Raw genomic sequence first — 19,573 nt, forward strand, 5'->3', positions numbered from 1 at the left:
AGAATGAGGCGTTTTTTAGATAATTGTATTGGCTAGATTACGGAACTTGCATAAGGAGGACGCCTTCTATGTAATGCTACTGACGTTGGTACACCGACAAGCGTGAACAACAAAGAAAAACGTGGTTCGGTAGAACCCGCCTCATTAGGTATATAGGGAGTAGTATGATTAAAAACAAGATCGCCCTCCTGAGTTGTATACTGATGAGTAGTCTTTTGTTGGGTTCATGCGGGCAATCGAATAGCCAATTAACAGATGAGCAAAAAGAGTATGCTTCTCTATATAATGAAAATAGTGTCAAGGTGACCAATACCCTTAAAGCAATCCCTGGAGACAGAGCTGTGGGAATGGTGTTCACCCGCTTGGTGTCGGCAGATGAAATAAAGGAGGCTATCGACAGTCGGGAACACCATCTCATAGGTTTTGGTTATTACTCACATACCTTTGGCGGTTACTATAGCCCAGCAGGCCCAATGCCATTCGAAGCTGGATATGCTGAATTTCGGAATAGGCTGTCATCCATTGCTGATGATGTCAACAATGGCTCAAAACAGTTCTTCCAAAGCACTCAGAATCGAATCACACGTGCTAGCTTGGAGCAAAGTCCTGATCTTCGGGCATCCATTGCAAGTCGTCTGGAGAACATTGATCTAAGCAAGCAGTTTATTGCAGATCTCGAAGAAGACGGAAATCTAATCTATGGACTGGTTCTAAGTGCGGATCGCGGAGTAATCGAACAAGTCGCGGCAAGGCTGCCGGTAGATGTGTATTTGGGTATCAAACCTAAATCTCGCTGGTCACTGGCACGCCCCAACTTCGTGCAGGCCCTTCGAGAACAATCAGGCCGGGCACTGGAGGCTCAGTCCGCTAGCACAAACACCGATAAACTAATCAATGAATTAGAAAACACTTTTAAGAAGTGGGACTTAGATTGGAGGATTAGATGAAACCTATCTTGCGCCGCCTCGTTACTTGGTCAACATCTACCCTAGTTTTTATTGGTGCCAGCTTTGCGTTTAGCTATAACACGGCAAATGCTGCTACCTGGATTCCGCGCACTGGTTACGCAAAATATATTGGCAGCGACGGTAACTTCCGAGCGGTGATAAGTCAGCAGTGGTCATCTGCCGATCTTGGAGTTTTAAAAAATGCGGACTCGCGACCTCCAGCAGCTCTCCCGTCGCCGGATGGAACCGGAGTTCCTCTTGCCCCAGCGCGAGACGAATGCTGCGCTTCCCCACCCGCACCTTCCGTGCCAGCCGCACGCGCGGCAAGGGCGACTCGAACACACACACGGGAATGCCACTCCCCCCGAGCGCAGGGAGCGCGATCCGGGCCTGACTCGCGGCCCGCTCGTACAACCCGAGGATGTCCTCGTGGATGCCCACGAACCGGGCCTCCACCTCCCCCAGCCGCGAGAGACTGCCCAGCGCCCACGCCCGCACCAGGACGCGGTCCTCTGCCGCCAGGGCGGTGAGCCGTTCCCGGAGCAGGGCCAGGGGAATCGGATGGTCGCCCCCGTACAACGCGTGCCCTTCCCGGTCATCGGTGAGCTGAACGACCTGCACCTGCCGCGCGGCCGGGCGGGTCAGGCCACTGGACGCCGGAGTGCGGGCGGGGGTCGGCAGCACGATCTGGGGGCGCGGCACCTCTCGGGCCGGGACGGGAGGCGGCACGTCTTCAGGCGGCAGAATGCCGGGGCTGACTCGCGTGCCGCTGGCCCACGCCTCCTTGCCGTAGGCAAACCGCAACGTCTCCTGCGCCCGGGTGACAGCCACGAACTGCACCGCGCGTTCCTCCTCCGGGTCGCCCTGGGGCATGGGCATCATCTCCGGGTCTTCCACGGGAGAGCCAGACGCCGTGGTGCGTGTTATACGGGCAACCGCAGCGTACACCTTCGTCACAAAGAGTTGAAGTGCCGTCCCCATTCGGCAAGACGGCACTCATGAACTCCCTGCTGTTGGAGGAACCGAACGTGCCAGCCTCAGCCTGGGGAAAAGGCCACAGGTCTACAGAGCAGAAGGACCCCAGCGTAAGTCGCTGGGGTCCCTGTCAGGCGGTGACTTCAGGGGAGGTGCTTCTCTTGGGGACTGAGGGCATCAGGATACTCGGCTTGCGTGGCCGAGAGACTGCTATCAGCAGCAACTTTGATGGTGAAGACAACCGCAGTGACACCAGCCGCTTGCTTAAGCATGCCCTTTTGTGCAAAAACACTCTCCTTACCAGTCTTTTCGCAGGACATATTGAGTGCCCAATCGTATCCGTGGAGAAGGTTTGTGTTATACGCATACGTGCCGTGGCGTTTCAAGAACAGTATCGCTGTGATACCCGACATGCTGCCTTCATCTTGGGTCGCGGACGTTTTTGCGTAGCCATGCTCTTGAGTATCTAGGTGATATCCCACGTAGGGGGAGATCGTCTTGAGCACGCTGCCCGTGAGTTTAATGGTGCCACAAGAGGCGAGGTCCGTTGGGGACACGGCGAAGTACAACACCGTTGGAGAGGGCGCATTGTCTACCAAGTTGAGATTGCAACTCGTCAATCCAGCCACTATTAGCGGAACGGGCCATTTCATTAAATTTCTCATGGGATAACTGAACTCCGCAAGTTCAGGGTGGTGCCTGCCGGGAACTGCCCCTCTCTGACACGCAATCCCAGCCAGAGCGTGTTGCCGTTCACGCCCTCAACCACGACCGGTCCTTGGGCATTCAGGTAGCCATCTCCCTTCTTAACAGAGAAGCTGCCAGTCAGCGTGCCTACCGGGGAAGCACAAACCATCTCCCCATCCACTGATGCCTCACAGGGTGGGCTAGCGGTGGCGTAGACGTCACCGCTAGCGCTAATCGTGCTGGCACCGCTGCCATCGACGCTCAGCTTGGCGCTAAGCGAGGCTGTCTTCAAGTGCCCGGTCTGGCCGGAAGGGACTCTGATATATGCCACCCTGCTACCGGGAGTCAGGGCCTCAGACACCCTCAGGGTTGCGGGTTCCAGGGGCAGCGGGGTAGCATCCTGACGACAGGACGCCAGGGCAAGCGTGAGCGACACGAGCAGCAAGACACGGCTCAGATTCAGTCTCATGGGTTTTTCCTCCTGAAGAGTCCGTCCCCCTGCCCCCGAGCAGGAGAACGTCCCCTTCACAGGCTGCTGACTTTCCCAGCAGCTTAGTTCTTGCGGATGGCCACAGCGCCGCTATAGGCGGACCAGCGGTTGGTAACATTAATCCAGTCACGCACGTAGGGGTCGCCCTGGCCATTGTAGGTTTTGCCGTCGGTGCCACTGTAGTTACCTTGACCGGACATGAAAAGGAACACGTCAGTGTAGCCGCCGACGTACTCATAGGCGCGGTAGGCATGCGAGATGCTCATATGGCCACCACCCCCTCCGCTGCTGTACAGGAACATGACGCTGTTGCCGTCCTCGTTGATGCCCCGGCGTACTGCATCCCGGACCAGGCGGGTGTAGCTGTTGAAGTCGAACGTAGGGCTCGACTCCATCCCGCCGAGCATAGGAATCTGCGCCTTGATCACACCCTCTGTACGGTACTTGCCCTGTCCCAGTAGTATGTTCAACACTGACTGGATGCCGTCCCCGAAGCCATGTGGGGTGACCAAGGTACCGCCCTCAAACTCACCTGCGCCCATCATCTGGCTGATGCGCGGCTCGTAATAACCCGCTGGCACGCTGTCGGCCTGGACTGGTTCGCTGGCTTTGCGCCGCATCTTCTGCACAGCCTCGTTGATCCCGTCGTATCCGTTCCACCCCAGCGCCGTGCGGAGGTCATCCACCATCTGGCCGCTCTTCCCGCCAGCCAGCGCATTTGCGCCGATGGCCCGGATCACAGCGGTGGGGACGCACCCTAGCCGCGCACCCACGGGTTGGCCGTACTCCTCCCAGTTAGCGATCTGACCGTTGAAGGGATTAAACAGCCGCATTCCCCACTTCCCCTCAGGCGGCAGGGTCTGGTAATAGGGGTAGCTGTTGGCCTGCTGCTCGTTCCCGAGGTCGGCTGTCTGCAATGCCTTCCAGGATGCCACCTGCTGCGGATGAGTCTTCATAGCGACATAGCCATTCAGGCCACTCCCGGCAATTCCTGCGCGCGACTTGATGCGGTTGAGGAAGCCCCAATCGGCAGGGTCCTGGTCAAGCGAGGTCTGGGCGCTGAGCTGTTCCCCTTGCCCACGCGCCGGGGTCGCCAGCAGCGCCTGCCCGGCAACCAGATTGCCCTGCCCGTCCACGGACCCTGAGGACAGGGCGCCCATCTCCTCGCCCACCTGTGCCCAGGCCTCGTGCAGCGCCTGCTGCGCTGCCGTGTCCTTCAGGTAACCGGCCTTCAGCTCCGCGTAGACCTCGTGGTCCCGCTTGAGTTGTTCGGCGCTTACCTCCTGGCCGGTCTGCACGTCGTAGGTCCGCCCCGCGTGAGTGGCGTAGATGACCTGTCCCTGCGGACTGACCAACTCCACATCACCTAGACGCGCACGCAACGCGAGCAGTCGGTCAGCAAAGCCGGGACCGAACTCGAAGGCCAGCAGGTTGCGGTCGGTGGTGGCACCCGTGGCCGTCACCGGCGTGTCTGCCTGTGCCGCGGCTGCCCAGAAGTCTGCCGAATCCTTCGGCCCGCGAATGGTCAACCAATAGAAGGGTTGACCGTCAAGATCGTTGACCAGAACGCTACGGATGCCCGTTTCCTCGATGGCCTGCCCACTGAGTCCCCCCGTACGTAGGTCATTGGCCAGCACCAGGGCCTGTGCCTGTGCTACAGGCACCACCGTACCCGGGAGTGCCTTAGTGCCCTCTGCGGGGTTGTCTGTCCACAGGCAGCCAGCACTAGGGAGAGCGAAAGGAGAAGCCCTACCCGGCCTTTCTTCATCAAAATCTTACTCACTCCTTAGCTCTAGCACATTCAAGATGGGCAGTGGGGCAAGTTTGCGGCAGTCAAGGTGATACTCAGCCCTGATGGCCCTCCAATCTCACTAGGGAAAAATCTCACTTTGCGCTTCGTAGCAGACTCCTTAAACCACCCCCAGGTAAGCAGCGAATGTGTCAACATGCGAGAGGGCGGCACGGGGCTGAATCACACACCCTTTTGCCGCCCTTTGCCCTGCTGTTCTGCGTCCTGGTCGACATTTCCCTCAACCTGTCAGGTACTGAGAACCTCTGGAACGCCAAAATGCCGCCTAGGACGCACTTTTCTTCGACCTGTCAGGTACTGAGGATCCGTGGCTTCCGACCGATCACCTTTTCTTGGCATACACGCTCTAGGCCGACTTCCTTGCCCGCTGGGCCTGTTCCTCTGCCAAGAGCGCCCGCGCCTCGCGGAGGAGGACCTGCCGCATCCACGTGCTCACCTCAAGGTCCTGAAGCCCGCGGCCTGCCGCAGCAAGGCCAGGTGGTCGTCTGTCAGCCGGACCTTCACCACCTTGTTCTTGGCTGGCTTCTTTTCATCCTGTGCCGCTGCCTTGGTCACCTGGTCAGCGTACCACTCTGTGAACCCAAATGGGCCACAAACGGGCCACAAACAGAGCGTGAGCCGTGTATGATGTCCTTGAAGAAATGTGCTGGCGGCAGCATTCATACAGGGACGACGGCCTGTGGGCCGCGGCAAACGAGGAGCGTGAGGTATGGCAAGGGGCAAGACCGGGATCGAGTGGACGGACAAGACGTGGAACCCGGCCACGGGCTGCACGAAGGTTTCACCTGGGTGCAAGCACTGCTACGCGGAGGAGATCACCCGGCGATTCAAGGGGACGTTCCCGCAGGGCTTCCGGTTCACGCTGCACCCTGAGCGACTGCAACAGCCCCGCAGTTGGCGGACGCCCAGTCGCATCTTCGTGAACTCCATGTCGGACCTGTTTCATGAACAGATGCCGCTCAGCTTCCTGAAGCAGATTTTCGAGGTCATGGAGGCGTGCCCGCAGCACGTGTTTCAAATCCTCACCAAGCGGGCGGAGCGACTGGCTGAGGTCGCCCCGCTGTTGCCGTGGCCTGACAATGTCTGGATCGGTGTGTCGGTGGAAACCCAGAAGTACACGTCGCGCATTGACTTCCTGCGTCAGGTGCCCGCGAAAGTGCGCTTCCTGTCCTGTGAGCCTCTGTTGGGGCCTCTGGAACTCGACCTCACGGACATCCACTGGGTGATCACCGGCGGGGAATCGGGGCGCGGGCACCGCCCCATCGAGGAGGAGTGGGTGCGGAGCATCCGCGACCAGTGCCAGGCGAGCGGGGTCGCCTTCTTCCACAAGCAGTGGGGTGGCGCGACGCCCAAGAAAAATGGCCGCCTGCTGGACGGCCGGGTGTGGGATGAGATGCCTGCACTGCTGGCCTCGCTTGAAGATGAGGTCGTGGAGTTGAGCGCGGACTGATTTAGCGGAACGTCACGAGGGCGGTGTCGGGCATCTGGTGCGGCGGCACCGTCTTGCCGTCGGATTTGATCACGGTCAGGCAGTTGGATTGCCGCAACTGCTTGAGGGTGTTCTTGTAGTCTTTCTCGACATATGGGGCGCGGGGGAAGGCGAGGTCATGCTGGGCAATGACCTGTTTGACCGTGAGGGTCTGCCCCGCGAACATCTTGAGCAGTTCATCCCCCAACGCGAAGTGGCCATCGAAGAGGCTCCCCTGGGTCGCGTGCGGGTTGAATTCGAAGCTCCCGCCCGCGCGGTCGGTTCGCAGCCCGGCCATGACTTCGCGGATGATCTTGCGGGCACACTGGTTCTTGGAGACGAACACGAGGTAGTGGCTGGTGCGGTCACGGTCGTGGAACTTGAACTCGAAGGGCACGACGTAGTGCTGCGGAACACCGCCCCGTTCGAGTTGCGACCACAGGTGGTCGGTGATGATCTGCTGCCGGTCACTGGGGGTACTCGCATGCTCCAGCTTGCCTTGGAGTGCCTGGTAGCTCTGGGTTCCGAGCAGCACCTCGGGCTGGCGGCGAATCTTCGGTTCAGGGTGCTTCAACTCAGGGTTGAAGCGGTTGTAGTTGAAGAAGAACAGCAGGTCGTTGCCGTGCTGGCGCACGATGGCGTTCAGGTCGTCGAAGGTGAAGCCGCCGTACCCGAAGGGGTCGAGGAAGTAGAGGGCCGGGTAGGGCAGGATCCATGACCGCACCTGTTCGGCGGTGACCCTCTCGCTGGTGATGGTCACCCGCTCCCTGATCAGCGGCCAGGCTGGGTGCTGGGTCATGGCCTCGCGCAGGCTGGCAGCATGGGCCGGATTGGCGTCGTTGAAGTGCAGGTGCAGCGTGGAGGTGAGGCCAGGGTTCTGCTGCACCAGATCGAGGATCTTCAGGGGGGTGGAAGGGAACTCCCCCTCCTCGCTGATGAACTTCCCCGGCCCTGAGAACAGGTCGACGTACCCAACCTTAGGGCCACGCTTCGCCATGATGTCCAGCCATGGTTTGAAGTACTTCACGACGATGTCCGTCTTGATCTTCGATGCGAGGCGCTGAGAATCGTTGAAGAAGTTATCCGGCGTCGGCAAGGCTGTCCCCCTTTCTTCCAGTGTAGGGGGACAGGGACTGTTATGGGGGGTTGCGGCAAGTTGTTGACCTCAAGGAAGCAGAGGGGACCCAAGCACACAGGCGGCCTGAATCTCAGGCCGCCTGTTGCACGACCTGCTGCCACGTCTTGAAGGCTTCTTCTTGGTGAAAACGGCGCTGGGGGGCAGGGATGCTGGAGCGAGCGGGATGGTGAAGGTTCGAGACTCGGGCGTGCAGGTCGAGGAAACCCTGTGCTCTTGTTCGTGACCTGAACCCTCGCTGCTGACGTTCTTGCCGTCGGGTGGAACGGTGCGATTGTTCAATCAGGTTGTTACAGCGTGCGGTGGAGACGACCTGGACGTGCTCCACCGTGTGGAGCACGGGAAGCTCGCGTAGGGCCGCACCATAGCTCCAGAGCTTGTCGGTGTGGATCACCTCCGGCACGTCGTACTCACCGAGCAGTCGAGCGAGGAACGATCGAGCTGCCTCGGTATCGCGGTGTTTCTGAAGGAAGACGTCCAGCACGGCTCCGTGTTCGTCGACGGCTCGCCAAAGCCAGTGGTTCACTCCGCCGATGTCCACGTGCATCTCGTCAAGGTGTCACCGGGAACCCCGACGGGGTTCCCGGTGGCGCAGTCCCTGGGCAAAGAGGTCGCTGAACTTGATGCACCACGTCCGGATAGATTCACGGGTGACACAAATTCCTCGTTCCAGCAGCAGTTCTTCGACATCCCGATAGCTGAGCGTGAAGCGGTGGTACAACCACACGGCGTACCCGATGACCGCGAGAGGAAAACGGTAGCCGGGGAGCCTGTCACCGCTCAGCACGTCGTCACCCTACCCGAACAACTTGCCATAACCGTTCGGCGTGGAGGACTTACCGCCCGCTACGATACGAGACGGAGCCTCACCCTCAACGTCGTGCCGAACCAACCCCATACCACCGAGACGAGAGCCCGCGTGAGTGCCCTTGAACTGCCGAGTACGCAGGTGCGTTTCAACGCTCACGTCTGCCGTCAGCTCCACCCGCCCAGCCAGCCCGGCTGAGAGGAGCGCGATCCCCCATGCCGCTCCTCAAGCCTGACGTACACGACTACGGGCAGGAGGAAGCGACGGTGTACCGCGCGTTGCCTTCCACCTTGAGTTGCCCGTTCGTCTCACTGATCACGATCGCCATGAGGACCGTGGTCTCAATCGGGACCCTGTAGGCGACCGTTTGTTGATTCCGGGTGATCTGAATGCATGTCAGCGTGCCGACGGAACCGCGGAAATCGTACGATGAGCCTCCTCCTGCCGCGAGCACGTCCTGCTTCACGAGCGCTGCGCCCTGGTAGTAGGACACTTGCGCGTCCGTACTTAAGGGCCCAACGCCGGCGCTGACCCAGCCGGTTGGTGTTTGCGTGCAACCAACCAGGAGCGCTCCCCCAGCCAGGACGGTAATGGCTTTCCTCATGGGACCTCCTCGATCCAATAGACGCCGCCAATCGGGACCCACCAGGCGCTCAAGTTCAGGCTAGCGCGGTTCCCGAGGGGCACTTGCAGGTGCCCCCACAAGTCACCGTACGGGTTCTTGTCGAAGGATCGGAGAACGCCGGAGTGTTGAACACCCAGACTAAATTCGAGACCGGTGATGGGTGTCTCCCTCGTGAACTCCCTCCACAGAATGTTAAGGCTCTCACCCCACGCGACGGGGCCCCATCCGTAGTGAGACTTCGCCACGAGCTTCAAATTCTGGCCCGTTTCGGCACTTCGGCGATTGATGTACGCTTGCAGGCCCGAGGCATAGTTCCAAGGATTCGTGGCGCGTTGACTGTTTGGAAGCTGCCACCACCAAATATAGTTGTACGCCTGCATGTCACTCACGAGCGCTTTCGCCGCCTGCTCGTATGACCAGTCAGGATTCACGTACTTCACCCCGTTCACGTAATAAAACCCCGTGATGGGCCAGAGGCAGCGACGCTGCCGGAACGCGCCCCGGAACATGGGTTTCATCAGGACCGTCTCGCGCCGCGCGTTGAACAGGCTGAGCCGCCGCGCGTCCTGCACGCTCACGTCCGGCGGCACGAGGCCCCACCGTGCGAGCAACGCCTCCCGGTACCCGGCCCGCTGCCGGATGATCACGCCCGGCTGCGTCGGCGCGACGTTGTACCGCGCCCGCCCGTCACCGGGTTTCTCCACGCCGAAAATCAGCCGGAACTCCGCGGGGGAGAGGGTGTCCGTGACGCGGCCGCACATGGTCAGGACGGCTGGAGCAGGTACGGCTCAGGGTCGAACGTCTCCAAGACCTCACTGAGGCAGTCCGCCACCCACGCGCGCACCACGCTGGCCTTGTCCGGCCATGGTCCCTCCACGCGAATCTCGCTCGCGCGGGCCTCGACGACGTGCACCTCAGCGCCGCCCCACTTCGCGGTGACGAGGGGCGTGAGTTGAGCTTCGATGGCGGCGAGCATGGCGTCCGCGTCAATACGCGGCGCGGCGCCTTTCGCTTTGCCGGTTTTCGCGTCGGGCGGCGGTCTGGGCTGCTCGACCCGGAATCGGATGACGACTCTCCTGCTCATGCCCACATCATGCGTCGAGCATGTCACGTGACACAAGAGAGGGGCGCGCAAGGCACCCCTTCAGGTTTCCGTGCGGCGCTCGATCACGTACGCGGCCTGCACGCGGCGGCACCACGCGACCAGCACGCCCCGCGCGCTCTCCGTCCACGTCAGCACGCTCCCCGCGAGGTCCTGGCAGGCCCGCTGGGCCGCGTCGAGGGACGGCGCGCGTCCCTCACGGTCGTGCCGCACGTCGTCGTCATCGAGCTTGAGTTGCTTCCAGTGGTACGCTCCCATGCCCACCCAGTTTAACCAAACCCTGAAATCTCAGGTAAACTTTCAGGCATGAGCAAAATGACGGAGCGTTCCCTCCCATGCGTCGGGGACACCGCGCAACTCCTCAGCGAAGGACCCGGACCATGGCACGTCACGCACGTGCACGACACGCCCGACTGGGCGGAAGTCACGCTGGAGCACGGCAAGGACGGCCGGATCGTGCACGTCACGCACGTCAAGCACTTACGAACTGAGTGAGGCAAGCGAAGCGCCCCCCTCGCGGGCCACTGGCGCGCAGCTCTGGCGTCACGGGTACCGAGCGACCCGGCGGCGCCGCTGCCCGGAATGCGCCCCCGTCACGCCCGCGGGCACCTTCCGCGCCGTGGCGCACGAGGCCGCTCTCGCTTGGTTCCGCTCCCTGACGGACGAGGAGCGCGGGCACGTCATCCTTCACGCGTACGAGCGGGCCACTCCACGCGGAACGGGCGAGGATGCGTAGGTCCTCCAGGGGCGTGACGGGTACGATGACCCTAACCGTACTGCCGGACTACCCGACTCGGAGGATTCCTTGACGCTGTTCGATGACACGCAAGGCACGCAGGTCGTGTTCGCCACCTTCCAGCACGCGCAGCCCTTCCAGCGCGATCTGCTGCGCGGTTACCGCCGCGCCCGCGTCGTCACTTACAGCGCCAGCCTCCGTACCGTCCTGTGGCTCATGGAGGAAGTCGAGGAGCTGGAAGTCATCATGGGCGAACCGAAAGTCACCGCGAGCCTCGCGTCGATCGCCGCGTACCAGCACGTCACCCTCACCGAACTCCACCAGGAGGCGGAGGCGGCCGGGAAGCACGCGGAACTCCTCAAGCGCCTTCAGAACGGCACGGTCAGCGTCCTGGTGCTGAAGGAAGCCGTGAGCCACGCGAAGCTCTACCTGCTCGACCGGGAAGGAAGCACGCGCGTCCTGACGGGCAGCGCGAACCTCAGCGACCGCGCCCTGAACGACGCGACCGTTCCCGTGGAGGGGCAGCACGAGCAGTTCACCGCGTTCGACGATCAGGAGCGCGCCTGGGCGCACTACGAAGCGGAGTACGAGCGCCTGCGCGCCAAGACGCAACTCCTGACCGTCCCCGCGAACCTCAAAGTCGTCACGCCCGCCGACCTGCCGCTGCTGCAGGAAGCCCGCAAACACCCCCTCGTGATCGCCGTGCCCGTGCACATCACGCACCCCGCGCGGGACGTGCGCTTCGAGCGCCTCACGCAGGAGTACGGGCCGGCCCTCAAGGAAGCCGTCACGAAGGTCAAGGGGAAGTTCGTGCTGGAATCCAAGAACCTCCCCGTCGTCGCGCGCGTCCTGCGGGACCGCAAGGCGCAGCGCGAAGCGGAAGGCGTGCTGCGCCTCGACCGAGAAGGGAACGCGCTCGTCAGCAGCGCCGGCTTCCGGGTGGAGGCGGACCCTGAACCGGCTGGGCTGCGGGACGACGCGGCGCTCCTCACGTCCTTCTTCGAGGGGTACGCGCACTTCAGCGGAGACGGGGACACACACGTCCTCCAGCAGGATTACTTCGCGTTCCTCGCGTGGCTGTACGTCAGCCCGTTCATGTCGGACCTGCTCGCGGAGGGTCTGCGGCGGGACCTCAGCCCGCACAAGTACCCGCTGTACGCCGTCCTGATGGGGAAGAGCAGCTCGGGGAAGACGACCGCGACGCGCGTGTTCCTGCGCAGCATGGTGGGGGAGGGCGCGATCGAGCGGCCCGGGCAGGACCTCGGGAAGCGCAACCTGCGCGGCCTGATGGCGGAGTCCGGGCGGCTGCCCGTGTACTTCAACGACGTGGAACGCAACAAGCTGACCGGCATCGCGAGCGACATCAAGAACACCGCGGAGATGCACGACGGGGAGAACGTGCTTGCCCCAATGGTGTTCAGCCTGAACGGCAACGAGCAGGGCCTGGAGGACGAGCTGCGCAAGCGGCTGTTCGTGGTACAGACGAACCACGCGCTCGATCCCACGCGCCTCTCCCGGGAGGAGCGCGACAACCTGCACGCGAACGCGACCCGCACGCAAAAACGGATCGGGACGGCCCTGTACGCCGCGTACCTCGCGCGCCTCCTCCCGGTCCTGGACGATGAGGAGCGCCTCACGCCGCACCTGAGCGACCCGGTGCGACTGAGCAGCGGCGTCCTGCGAGAGGTTCTCGCGTCCGCTGGCTTCACGCCGGTGTGGGCGGCGGAGGTCAGCGTGCACCGCGACGAGGAACGCGTCCTCGCGCAGACCCGAGCGACCCTACTGGGCCTCTGGAACAAGCCGCGGCACGGCTGGACGGTCCGGCGGGACCGCGTCATCATCCCCGTGCGGGACGACCTCAGAGTCGGCGCGGCCCTCGCGCGCAACATTCCCGACTCGCTCCTCATGAGCGGCAGCACGAACGGGCAGCTCGTGGTGCAGCGGGACGGACTGGAGCGCTTGATGGGCGTGAAGCTCACCCGGCCGTGGTGGCAGCGGCGATAACCCGAACGGCAGAGCGGACCGCACCGAGACACCTGAAGGTCACGCCACCCGGCTCAACGATCAGCACCAGGAGGGCCCATGCACGACGCTCCGAACGACCGGGAGCAACGCGAGCAGGAGGACGTCACCGTCCATGCTGCTCGAGCGCTCCGCCGGGAGGACCTGACCATCCCCATCATCATGTCCGTGTTCAACGTGCCCGTGGACGAGGCACGAATCCTCCTCGCGTACTACCAGGGGCGAGGCATAAGCGACGTGCGGGTCAGCGTCGAACCCTGACGCTCCCAAGGGTGCGCCGCTCTCACGGGTGTCCGTCAGCGTCAACGTCCTGATGCCGTTTCACGCGCGGCCGCTTCCGGTGCTTGTTCCAGCGGCACAGGCCGCAACCGCACACGGTGTTGTTCTTGCTGGCGGCGCCGCGGTGCTTGTACACCCACGCCCACGGCGTCCAGTCCGGTAACGCCCGCACGTGCGCGCGACGCAAGCGGCGGTGAATGTGCCGTTCCCGCTCGTGACGTACGCGGGCGCGGTCGTGTCGTTTGGTTTTGATGCGCTCACCCCACGCGTCGCGGGTGAGATTGGGCCGGTCAGACTCCCGGGTGGGAGCACTTCAAGCTGCCGACCCGCGACGCATCGAGGCGACGCGAGGACGTGGTACGCGCATGCCCTGATGTTAGCCTCCGCGAGGGCAATTGGCGTCCTCAAGATGACTTACGCAAGTGAGGCCCGTGGCGTCATGCCGTCAATGTAAAGTGAGCACTTCCCTCGCGACGCGTTCCGCAGTGGTTTGAAGTCGCTTACCTGAGCGGACGTCATGCTCCCACACGGTCAGAACGCGCCAGCCAGAAGCTCGCAGGGCCTCCTCCACCTCGGCGTCGCGCTCGACGTTGCGCGCGATCTTCACTACCCAATCAGGGCGAGTGTCAGGCTTCACGCGCCTGCACGTTGGGCAGCCATGCCACCAGCAGCCGTGCAGGAAGACGACGACGCGCCTGCCTGGAAAGATCAGGTCGGGGCGGCCAGGAAGTGACGTACCGTACCGCCGCGCGTAGCCCTCGTGCGTGAGATAGCGCAGGCCAAGCCGCCATAGGGCGGCCGCGAGAGCGCGCTCGGGTTTCGTGCGTCCGCCGTTTGAGCGCATGGCTTGAAGGCGTTGCTCGGGGGTCATCACGTCTCGTCGCTCGCTCACGCCTCATGCTCGCGTCTCTCCCGTGAGGTCGTGGCGACGCGTCTCACGTATGCTCGGAGCATGACGCCGCGCGATCTGCTAACGACCGAGGAGGTGGCGGCCGCGCTTGGCGTCACGCCCGGACGCGTCCGGCAGTTGGTGCGGGATGGCCGCTTGAAGCCCGAGGAAATCACGCGGCGGGTTCACTTGTTTCGCCGGGAGGTGGTGGAGGCGTACAAGGCCGCGCCGGTCCCACGTCGCGGGCGCCCCCGTAAATCCTAACGCTACCGTTAGTGTTTTTCTGGTAAGATACCCGGTAACATGACCGCCGACTTCAGCAGCATCGAACTCTTCGTCGGCGCGGGCGGACTCGCGCAAGGCATCGCGCACGCGGGCTTCCACCCGTGCCTCGTCGCCGAGTGGAACCGCGACGCCTGCCAAACAATCCGCGAAAACCAAGAACGCGGCCTCGCCATCGTCCGTGACTGGCCGGTCATTCAGGGTGACGTACGCGACCTGAGCTTCGATCGTTACGAGGGCGTGGACCTCGTGTCCGGCGGTCCTCCCTGCCAGCCATTCAGCGTTGGCGGGAAGCACGCCGGGTACAACGACACCCGCGACATGTTCCCTCAGGCCGTCCGCGCCGTCCGCGAGGCGCGACCCCGCGCCTTCATCTTCGAGAACGTCAAGGGCCTCACGCGCCAGACCTTCCGGAACTACTTCGAGTACATCCGCCTGCAACTCCAGTACCCGGAGATCACCCGACGTAATGGCGAGGAATGGCCCGAGCACCTCGCCCGACTGGAACAGCATCACCTCAGCGGCAACCGCGACGGCCTCACCTACCGCGTCGTTACCGAGGTCCTTCAAGCGGCTGACTTCGGCGTCCCCCAGAAGCGCGAGCGGGTCTTTTTCGTCGGCTTCCGACGCGACCTCGGCGTAGACTGGCACTTCCCGACACGCTCGCGGGGCTCAGGCTGGGGGCGTACCCGACGCTCAGGGTTCCGCCCTGCTGCCCCACACTGACGCCGCCCAGTCCGAGCCGCCAGTTCACGCCGAGGTTCTGCGCGTCACTCGCGGACAGCTGCTCGACCCGCAAGCGCACCCGTACCGACGGCACGGGCACGTCAATCAGGTTGATGGCGCTCACCATGTCCAGCACCTGGGCGCGGGGACCCGTCAGCAGCAGGCTGTTCGTGCGGGCGTCCGCGATGATGGTGACGTTTCCAGCCGGCTTCCCGCCCTCGGTGGTTGCCGTGCCCGTGCCCGCCTCACGGCCTGCCGCGCTCTCGTGGGTGCCCGAAGCACCCAAGCTCAGGCGTCCCAGGTCCGCCGCCATCAGGGACGCGTCCGCATACCCCAGCTTCACGCTGCGCGTGATGATCTCCGTGGGGACCTGCGCGTTCAGGACCGGGCCGCTTTGCAGCGTTCGAAGCAGTTCCGAGAGCCTGACCTGCTCCGCTGGGGCGGCGCGGATCGCCAGCATGTTCCGCCCATCCACCGTGTTGATTTCCGCGTCCGGCGCTTCCCGCCTCAGGGTCGCTATGAGGTCGGCCGCTTTGCCGGTCATCACCGGGTAGTACGTGGTGACACGCTCCGCACGTCGCGCGGCTGTGTCCTTGAGGGCCGCGGTCACGTCCGTATGCCGCGACGCACGTGCTTCCACAACCACGACGCCCTGCTCGGTCAGCGGAATCACGGTGATGTCTCCGAACAGCGCCCGCAGGTACGTGGCGTCCGCTTCAGGCACAGGCGTCACGTACGTCCGCCGGGAGACGGGGTTGACATCCTGGGCGGGCGTCGGGGTGGGCACGGGCGGCTTCACGGGCGGCAGCGCCGCGAGAATCGCGCGTACGTCCGCCTGCTGCCCTTCCGTGCCCTTTACCACCAGAGTTCCCCCCACCGCGGTAACGGCCGCGCCCGTGACGTCACGCACCGCGGCGGCGATGGCCGCGGAATCGCCCGTCACCGTATACGTCCGCGTCACGGGCGCCGGAGCCGCAGGCGCTCCGGGGACTTCTGGGGTTTTGGGCGTCGGCAAGCTCAGGAAGAACTGCTCGGCTTCCGCGACGTCGGCGGGCGCTCCGCTCAGGAGCACGATGCCATCGTCGAACAACGCCGTTCGGACGCGAGGCGTCAGCCCCGTGACGCGCTCCAGGTGGGCGGCTGTGAACCCCGGCAGGTTCAGGATGCGGTAGGTGCCCTGCGTGGGGGCGTTCCCGGGCGGTATGAGCCTTCCCTGCACGCGGGCGATGGCCCCGGGCGTGCCGACCAGCAGCAGCTTGCCCATCACGGCCGCCGTGGTATTCGGCGCGTACAGGTTGATCAGCGTCGCGATCGCTTGCCGAGCGGGCATGGGCGCGATGCTGTCGCGAATCGTCACGCTGGGTAGGCCCTGGGTCAGCACCGAGAGCCCCGCCGCCCGTCCGATCCCGGTCAAGGCCTGCTCCAGCGTGAGGCCACCCAGGGGCACCGTGAGGCTCACGGTTTTGTTGAGTTCGGCTGTGGAGGGCAGCTGGACGGTGGGAGCCGGCGCTGAGGGAAGGGGCGTGAAGGTGACGCTGGGCGACTGCGCGAGGCTGGGCGCACTCAGGCTCAGCAGCAGGGTCAAGGTCGGGATGCGCATTCGTCTCACAGAAGTCCTCCAGAAGCCCCGGCGTTTACGCCTGGGGCGCTCCTCAAAGCTGTAGCCATAGCCATCTCCTTTGTGCAGAGTTGAGAAAAAGCGGTGGTGGAGGCCGTCCACTTGCGGGAGCTTGAAGCTGCCTGTGGCTCGAACCGAGACTCCTCTAGGGTGCCGCCGGGGCGGGTTGGTCGCGGTCCTCCCCCGCGGCGGGCACCAGGCCGACCGCGTCATCCACGCGAATCTTCAGGCGCTTGCCGTCCGGCGTTCGCCCCAACACGCGCACCTCGGTTCCGGGGATCACGTCGCCCACCTTGACGGAAGAGGGGCCTTCTTTGGTGTTCAGCAGGGCGACCGAAACGTCCTCGCTGACGGCCAGTCCGCCGAAGGTCACGCTGAACTCGCTGATCCAGGCCTCGGCCGCGTTCGGCGTGTTCGGAGCGCCGAGGGTGGTTGGACTCACCGTGACGCGCGTTTCGGACGCGGTGGCCGCCGCTCTGGGAACTGGAGGCGTGGGCGCGGGCGTGACTGTGATACGTGGAGCGGCCTCCACGGGGGGCGGTGTGGGGGCGGGCGTGGCCTGGACGGTCACGCGGGGCGGCGTGGGCGCGGCGGGGGGAACGGGCGGCGCCTCCGTCACCCGCACGCTGGGCGTCGGTGACGGCCGCGACGTGATAGGCGCGGGAGAAGGTACGGCAGGCGCGGCGCCCACAAGAGGTGCGGGCGTGAAGTTCGTGCTGGAGCGGGCGGGCGGCGGGGGGGCCTGTACAAACGGATCGCGAACGTCGGTTCGTTCCTGGGCCGTCGCCTTGGCGTGGAGTGCGGGAGGCACTTCGGAAGCGTCCCGGCGTTCCGTTGCGGGCGCGGCCGTGATGGGTGTGGGAACGGGAGGTTCAGGCGTCACCCTGACGGTCATTTCAGGTGCCGTGGGCCGCTGACTCAGCACGGCGGCAGTGCCCAGTGCTCCGGCAAGCAGAAGCGCGCCCAACAGGAGGGGCAGGCGGGGGGTCGCGCGGCGCTGCGGCGTGGGTGGGAAGGGGAGGGTGTCGTCCGTGGTCATGGGGCGGCTCCTTGAGGGGACTTGGGTGTTCGGGTGTAGCCGGTCACGTGCAGGCGGTGCTCCTTGCTGTTCGCGCTGTCGATTTCGGTGACGGTCAGCACCCGGCGCTCGTCCTGGGTCCAGTCGAGGAGGCGGATCAGGCTGGGGTAGCGCCCATTCAGCGCGACGTCGAGGTTGACGTCGGTCAAGCCCGGCAGGGTGCTGGGCTGGGTGGTGCGCATGATGGACACGACGGTCAGGCCTTGTGCCTGCGCGGCCTGCTGCAACCGAGCGAGCAGGACCCCCAGGTTCTCCTCGGCCGGGAACTGCCGCTGCGCTTCGGCGGCGCGCTGCTCGGCCTCCCGAACCCGCTGGCGCAGCGCGGGCAGCTCACGGATCTTCGTTTCGGCGGTGCGGTAGGCCTCCTCGACCCGGGCAGCTTCTTCCTTCAGGGTGGTCTGCCGCGCGAGCATGGACCGGGTCAGGGTGAGGTGGCCCGCGACAGCGAGGGCACCCGCGATCAACCAAGCGAGGGTGCCCTTCATGGGACCTCCGGGGTGGGGCGTTCCTGCATGCTGCCGCGCAGACGCCACCCGCCCCCGGGGTCACGGTCCAGCGCTTCGAGATTCAGGCGGTACACCCGTTCCAGGTTGGCAATCGCGGTGGTGGCGGCCGCGCGGGACTCGGCCAGGGCCGCGAAGGTGTAGGTCACGTTCGGCTTCGTGGGCCGTGCGGGCACGGCGGGCGCGGGTTCCGAACCGGTGGGCTCGCTCGCGGCAGGTGGCGGTTCGGAGCGCCGGGCACTGGCGAGCAGGGTCAGGAACCGCACCGCGTACCTCCCGTCTTTTTCCGGCAACTGATCCGTGACGCGTGTGAGGTGATCGCGCCAGTTCACCCGCGATCCGAGAATGGCTTCAGCTTCCTGAACGACGCGCTGCGCTTCGGCTTCCCGGGCCAGCAGGGACGCGTGCTCCTGAAGCGGCGCGGCATGTTGCGAGAGCAGCACCTGTTGCGTTTGCATGGTGTTTCGAATTCCAGCGTTTTGCACGCCCAGCACGAGGCCAGGCAGGGTGCCCAGCGCCAAGCCCGGCGCCAGCGGCCACCAGCGAGGCCGCTGGCTCACCTTGGCCTGCTCCTGGCGGCTGAGGGCCTGAATCGGCGTGAGGGGCGGGTGGGTCAGTGCCAGCCGGGCGAGGTCTTCACCGCGCAGAATGCTCACCCGGACATTCGGAGCGTTGTGCTGGATGCTGGCCCGTAGGGCGCTCACGGTGTCGGGCTCTCCCAGCAAGATGACGTGTTGAACGTAGTCCGTTGGGGAAAGCAGGCTGGCCAGCCCGCTGATCATGGGGTAGAGTCTGCCGATCCGCTGCTCAACCGTACCGGAGGCGGCATCCCGCGTGCGGGCGATCACCTGCCCGCCCCGCATCAGCAGGCTGACGTCTTGGTGGGGCTGAACATGCAGGACGACGGTGCCCTGGGTGTCCGCGTGGTGCGTGGCGGTGACGACGGCAGGTTCGACCCCCACGGGCGTCAGGCCCAGGCGCGTGAGGCGCGCGTGCAGGCCAGCGAGTTCGTCGGCGGGGGCAAACGCGATCAAGGCGGAGGTGGTGCCCTGGTCATCGACGGTGGGGAGCACGCTGAGCCTTGTGTCCCCGTGAACCGCGTTGGGCAGGTACTCACCGGGGGTCAGGTGAATGGCGCTGCTCACTTCGTTTGGAGCGAGGCCGGGCAGCGACACGAACGTCGTGTCGCTCACCGCGCTCAGGTCCACCGTGAGAACGCGGCCACGGTAGCGGGTGCGGGCTGTGGCATCCGGCGTGAGGACCTGCACCCGGCCCTTGCGGTCGACCAGCGTGGCGCCATCGGGGGCAAGCACAAGCACGTGGGTGGGCGGGAGACGGCGCTTCTGGCTTGTTCTGGGAGTCACGGCCATACCCTCATGGTGGGGGCGGGGCG

Annotated in this window: 20 protein-coding genes and 2 pseudogenes; 7 read left to right on the forward strand and 15 right to left on the reverse strand. The window is 64.4% G+C overall.

Going from position 1 to position 19,573, the window contains the following annotated elements:
- Positions 1–164: 164 nt before the first annotated feature.
- Positions 165–947, forward strand: coding sequence for a hypothetical protein (locus EI73_RS16375; protein ID WP_156103597.1), 783 nt, complete (start codon positions 165–167; stop codon positions 945–947).
- A 93-nt stretch (positions 948–1,040) separates the two neighbouring features.
- On the opposite strand, the gene EI73_RS13245 is transcribed toward EI73_RS16375, so the two are convergent.
- The 4 genes from EI73_RS13245 to EI73_RS16855 all read right to left on the reverse strand — a co-directional run bounded on the left by EI73_RS13245 (position 1,041) and on the right by EI73_RS16855 (position 5,464).
- Positions 1,041–1,820 carry a hypothetical protein gene (locus tag EI73_RS13245; protein WP_156103598.1) on the reverse strand — a complete coding sequence of 260 codons (780 nt, stop codon included), beginning with the start codon at positions 1,818–1,820 and terminating at the stop codon, positions 1,041–1,043.
- A 245-nt stretch (positions 1,821–2,065) separates the two neighbouring features.
- The gene (locus EI73_RS13250) at positions 2,066–2,428 is read right to left on the reverse strand and encodes a hypothetical protein (protein WP_156103599.1); all 363 of its coding nucleotides are present in this window, start codon (positions 2,426–2,428) and stop codon (positions 2,066–2,068) included.
- 733 nt (positions 2,429–3,161) lie between these two features.
- The gene (locus tag EI73_RS13260) at positions 3,162–4,736 is read right to left on the reverse strand and encodes a hypothetical protein (RefSeq protein WP_156103600.1); all 1,575 of its coding nucleotides are present in this window, start codon (positions 4,734–4,736) and stop codon (positions 3,162–3,164) included.
- Positions 4,737–5,341: 605 nt separating this feature from the next.
- Positions 5,342–5,464 (reverse strand): hypothetical protein, encoded by a 123-nt coding sequence (locus EI73_RS16855; protein ID WP_255344509.1) that lies wholly within the window; start codon positions 5,462–5,464, stop codon positions 5,342–5,344.
- Between the two features lie 154 nt (positions 5,465–5,618).
- On the opposite strand from EI73_RS16855, the gene EI73_RS13265 reads away from it, so the two are divergent.
- Entirely contained in the window at positions 5,619–6,359 is a 741-nt protein-coding gene (locus EI73_RS13265; RefSeq protein WP_051935612.1) for a DUF5131 family protein, read from the forward strand.
- 1 nt (position 6,360) lies between these two features.
- Here the strand turns inward: EI73_RS13265 and tcmP are convergent, their stop codons facing one another.
- The 6 genes and pseudogenes from tcmP to EI73_RS13295 form a co-directional block, all read right to left on the reverse strand.
- Positions 6,361–7,473: a three-Cys-motif partner protein TcmP gene (tcmP, locus tag EI73_RS13270; RefSeq protein ID WP_034388455.1), complete on the reverse strand. Its 1,113-nt coding sequence runs from the start codon at positions 7,471–7,473 to the stop codon at positions 6,361–6,363.
- A gap of 112 nt (positions 7,474–7,585) precedes the next feature.
- Positions 7,586–8,299: pseudogene (locus EI73_RS13275) on the reverse strand (IS6 family transposase).
- A 265-nt stretch (positions 8,300–8,564) separates the two neighbouring features.
- Positions 8,565–8,924 carry a hypothetical protein gene (locus tag EI73_RS13280; protein ID WP_034388457.1) on the reverse strand — a complete coding sequence of 120 codons (360 nt, stop codon included), beginning with the start codon at positions 8,922–8,924 and terminating at the stop codon, positions 8,565–8,567.
- The gene (locus EI73_RS15690; RefSeq protein WP_051935613.1) at positions 8,921–9,706 is read right to left on the reverse strand and encodes an SOS response-associated peptidase; all 786 of its coding nucleotides are present in this window, start codon (positions 9,704–9,706) and stop codon (positions 8,921–8,923) included. The genes EI73_RS13280 and EI73_RS15690 overlap by 4 nt, the downstream gene beginning before the upstream one ends.
- Positions 9,707–9,708: 2 nt before the next feature.
- Positions 9,709–10,029 (reverse strand): hypothetical protein, encoded by a 321-nt coding sequence (locus tag EI73_RS13290; RefSeq protein WP_034388458.1) that lies wholly within the window; start codon positions 10,027–10,029, stop codon positions 9,709–9,711.
- A 60-nt stretch (positions 10,030–10,089) separates the two neighbouring features.
- Positions 10,090–10,305 carry a hypothetical protein gene (locus EI73_RS13295; protein ID WP_034388460.1) on the reverse strand — a complete coding sequence of 72 codons (216 nt, stop codon included), beginning with the start codon at positions 10,303–10,305 and terminating at the stop codon, positions 10,090–10,092.
- Positions 10,306–10,353: 48 nt separating this feature from the next.
- Between EI73_RS13295 and EI73_RS13300 the strand changes: the two genes are divergently transcribed.
- The 3 genes from EI73_RS13300 (at position 10,354) to EI73_RS13310 (ending at position 13,066) form a co-directional block, all read left to right on the forward strand.
- Complete coding sequence (locus EI73_RS13300) at positions 10,354–10,542, forward strand: hypothetical protein (RefSeq protein ID WP_034388461.1); 189 nt, start codon at positions 10,354–10,356, stop codon at positions 10,540–10,542.
- Between the two features lie 310 nt (positions 10,543–10,852).
- Positions 10,853–12,787 carry a phospholipase D family protein gene (locus EI73_RS13305; protein WP_034388462.1) on the forward strand — a complete coding sequence of 645 codons (1,935 nt, stop codon included), beginning with the start codon at positions 10,853–10,855 and terminating at the stop codon, positions 12,785–12,787.
- 78 nt (positions 12,788–12,865) lie between these two features.
- On the forward strand, positions 12,866–13,066 hold the full coding sequence (locus tag EI73_RS13310) for a hypothetical protein (RefSeq protein ID WP_034388466.1): 201 nt from the start codon (positions 12,866–12,868) through the stop codon (positions 13,064–13,066).
- A 463-nt stretch (positions 13,067–13,529) separates the two neighbouring features.
- Here the strand turns inward: EI73_RS13310 and EI73_RS16010 are convergent, their stop codons facing one another.
- Positions 13,530–13,976 carry a very short patch repair endonuclease gene (locus tag EI73_RS16010; RefSeq protein ID WP_197050782.1) on the reverse strand — a complete coding sequence of 149 codons (447 nt, stop codon included), beginning with the start codon at positions 13,974–13,976 and terminating at the stop codon, positions 13,530–13,532.
- Positions 13,977–14,036: 60 nt separating this feature from the next.
- On the opposite strand from EI73_RS16010, the gene EI73_RS16995 reads away from it, so the two are divergent.
- Positions 14,037–14,237 carry a helix-turn-helix domain-containing protein gene (locus EI73_RS16995; RefSeq protein WP_034388469.1) on the forward strand — a complete coding sequence of 67 codons (201 nt, stop codon included), beginning with the start codon at positions 14,037–14,039 and terminating at the stop codon, positions 14,235–14,237.
- A 39-nt stretch (positions 14,238–14,276) separates the two neighbouring features.
- On the forward strand, positions 14,277–14,981 hold the full coding sequence (locus EI73_RS17000) for a DNA cytosine methyltransferase (protein ID WP_081909080.1): 705 nt from the start codon (positions 14,277–14,279) through the stop codon (positions 14,979–14,981).
- Positions 14,982–15,081: 100 nt separating this feature from the next.
- On the opposite strand, the pseudogene EI73_RS16745 reads toward EI73_RS17000, so the two are convergent.
- The 4 genes and pseudogenes from EI73_RS16745 to EI73_RS13335 all read right to left on the reverse strand — a co-directional run.
- Positions 15,082–16,812, reverse strand: a pseudogene (locus EI73_RS16745) (secretin N-terminal domain-containing protein); the annotation flags it as partial.
- A complete protein-coding gene (locus EI73_RS13325) occupies positions 16,745–17,638 on the reverse strand; it encodes a hypothetical protein (RefSeq protein WP_034388477.1) in 894 nt (297 codons plus the stop codon). The pseudogene EI73_RS16745 and the gene EI73_RS13325, both read right to left, overlap by 68 nt.
- Positions 17,635–18,162 (reverse strand): type 4a pilus biogenesis protein PilO, encoded by a 528-nt coding sequence (pilO, locus tag EI73_RS13330; protein WP_034388480.1) that lies wholly within the window; start codon positions 18,160–18,162, stop codon positions 17,635–17,637. The genes EI73_RS13325 and pilO overlap by 4 nt, the downstream gene beginning before the upstream one ends.
- The gene (locus EI73_RS13335; protein ID WP_034388483.1) at positions 18,159–19,550 is read right to left on the reverse strand and encodes a hypothetical protein; all 1,392 of its coding nucleotides are present in this window, start codon (positions 19,548–19,550) and stop codon (positions 18,159–18,161) included. The genes pilO and EI73_RS13335 overlap by 4 nt, the downstream gene beginning before the upstream one ends.
- Positions 19,551–19,573: the final 23 nt, after the last annotated feature.

This window comes from Deinococcus sp. YIM 77859 (genome assembly GCF_000745175.1).
Classification (GTDB): domain Bacteria; phylum Deinococcota; class Deinococci; order Deinococcales; family Deinococcaceae; genus Deinococcus.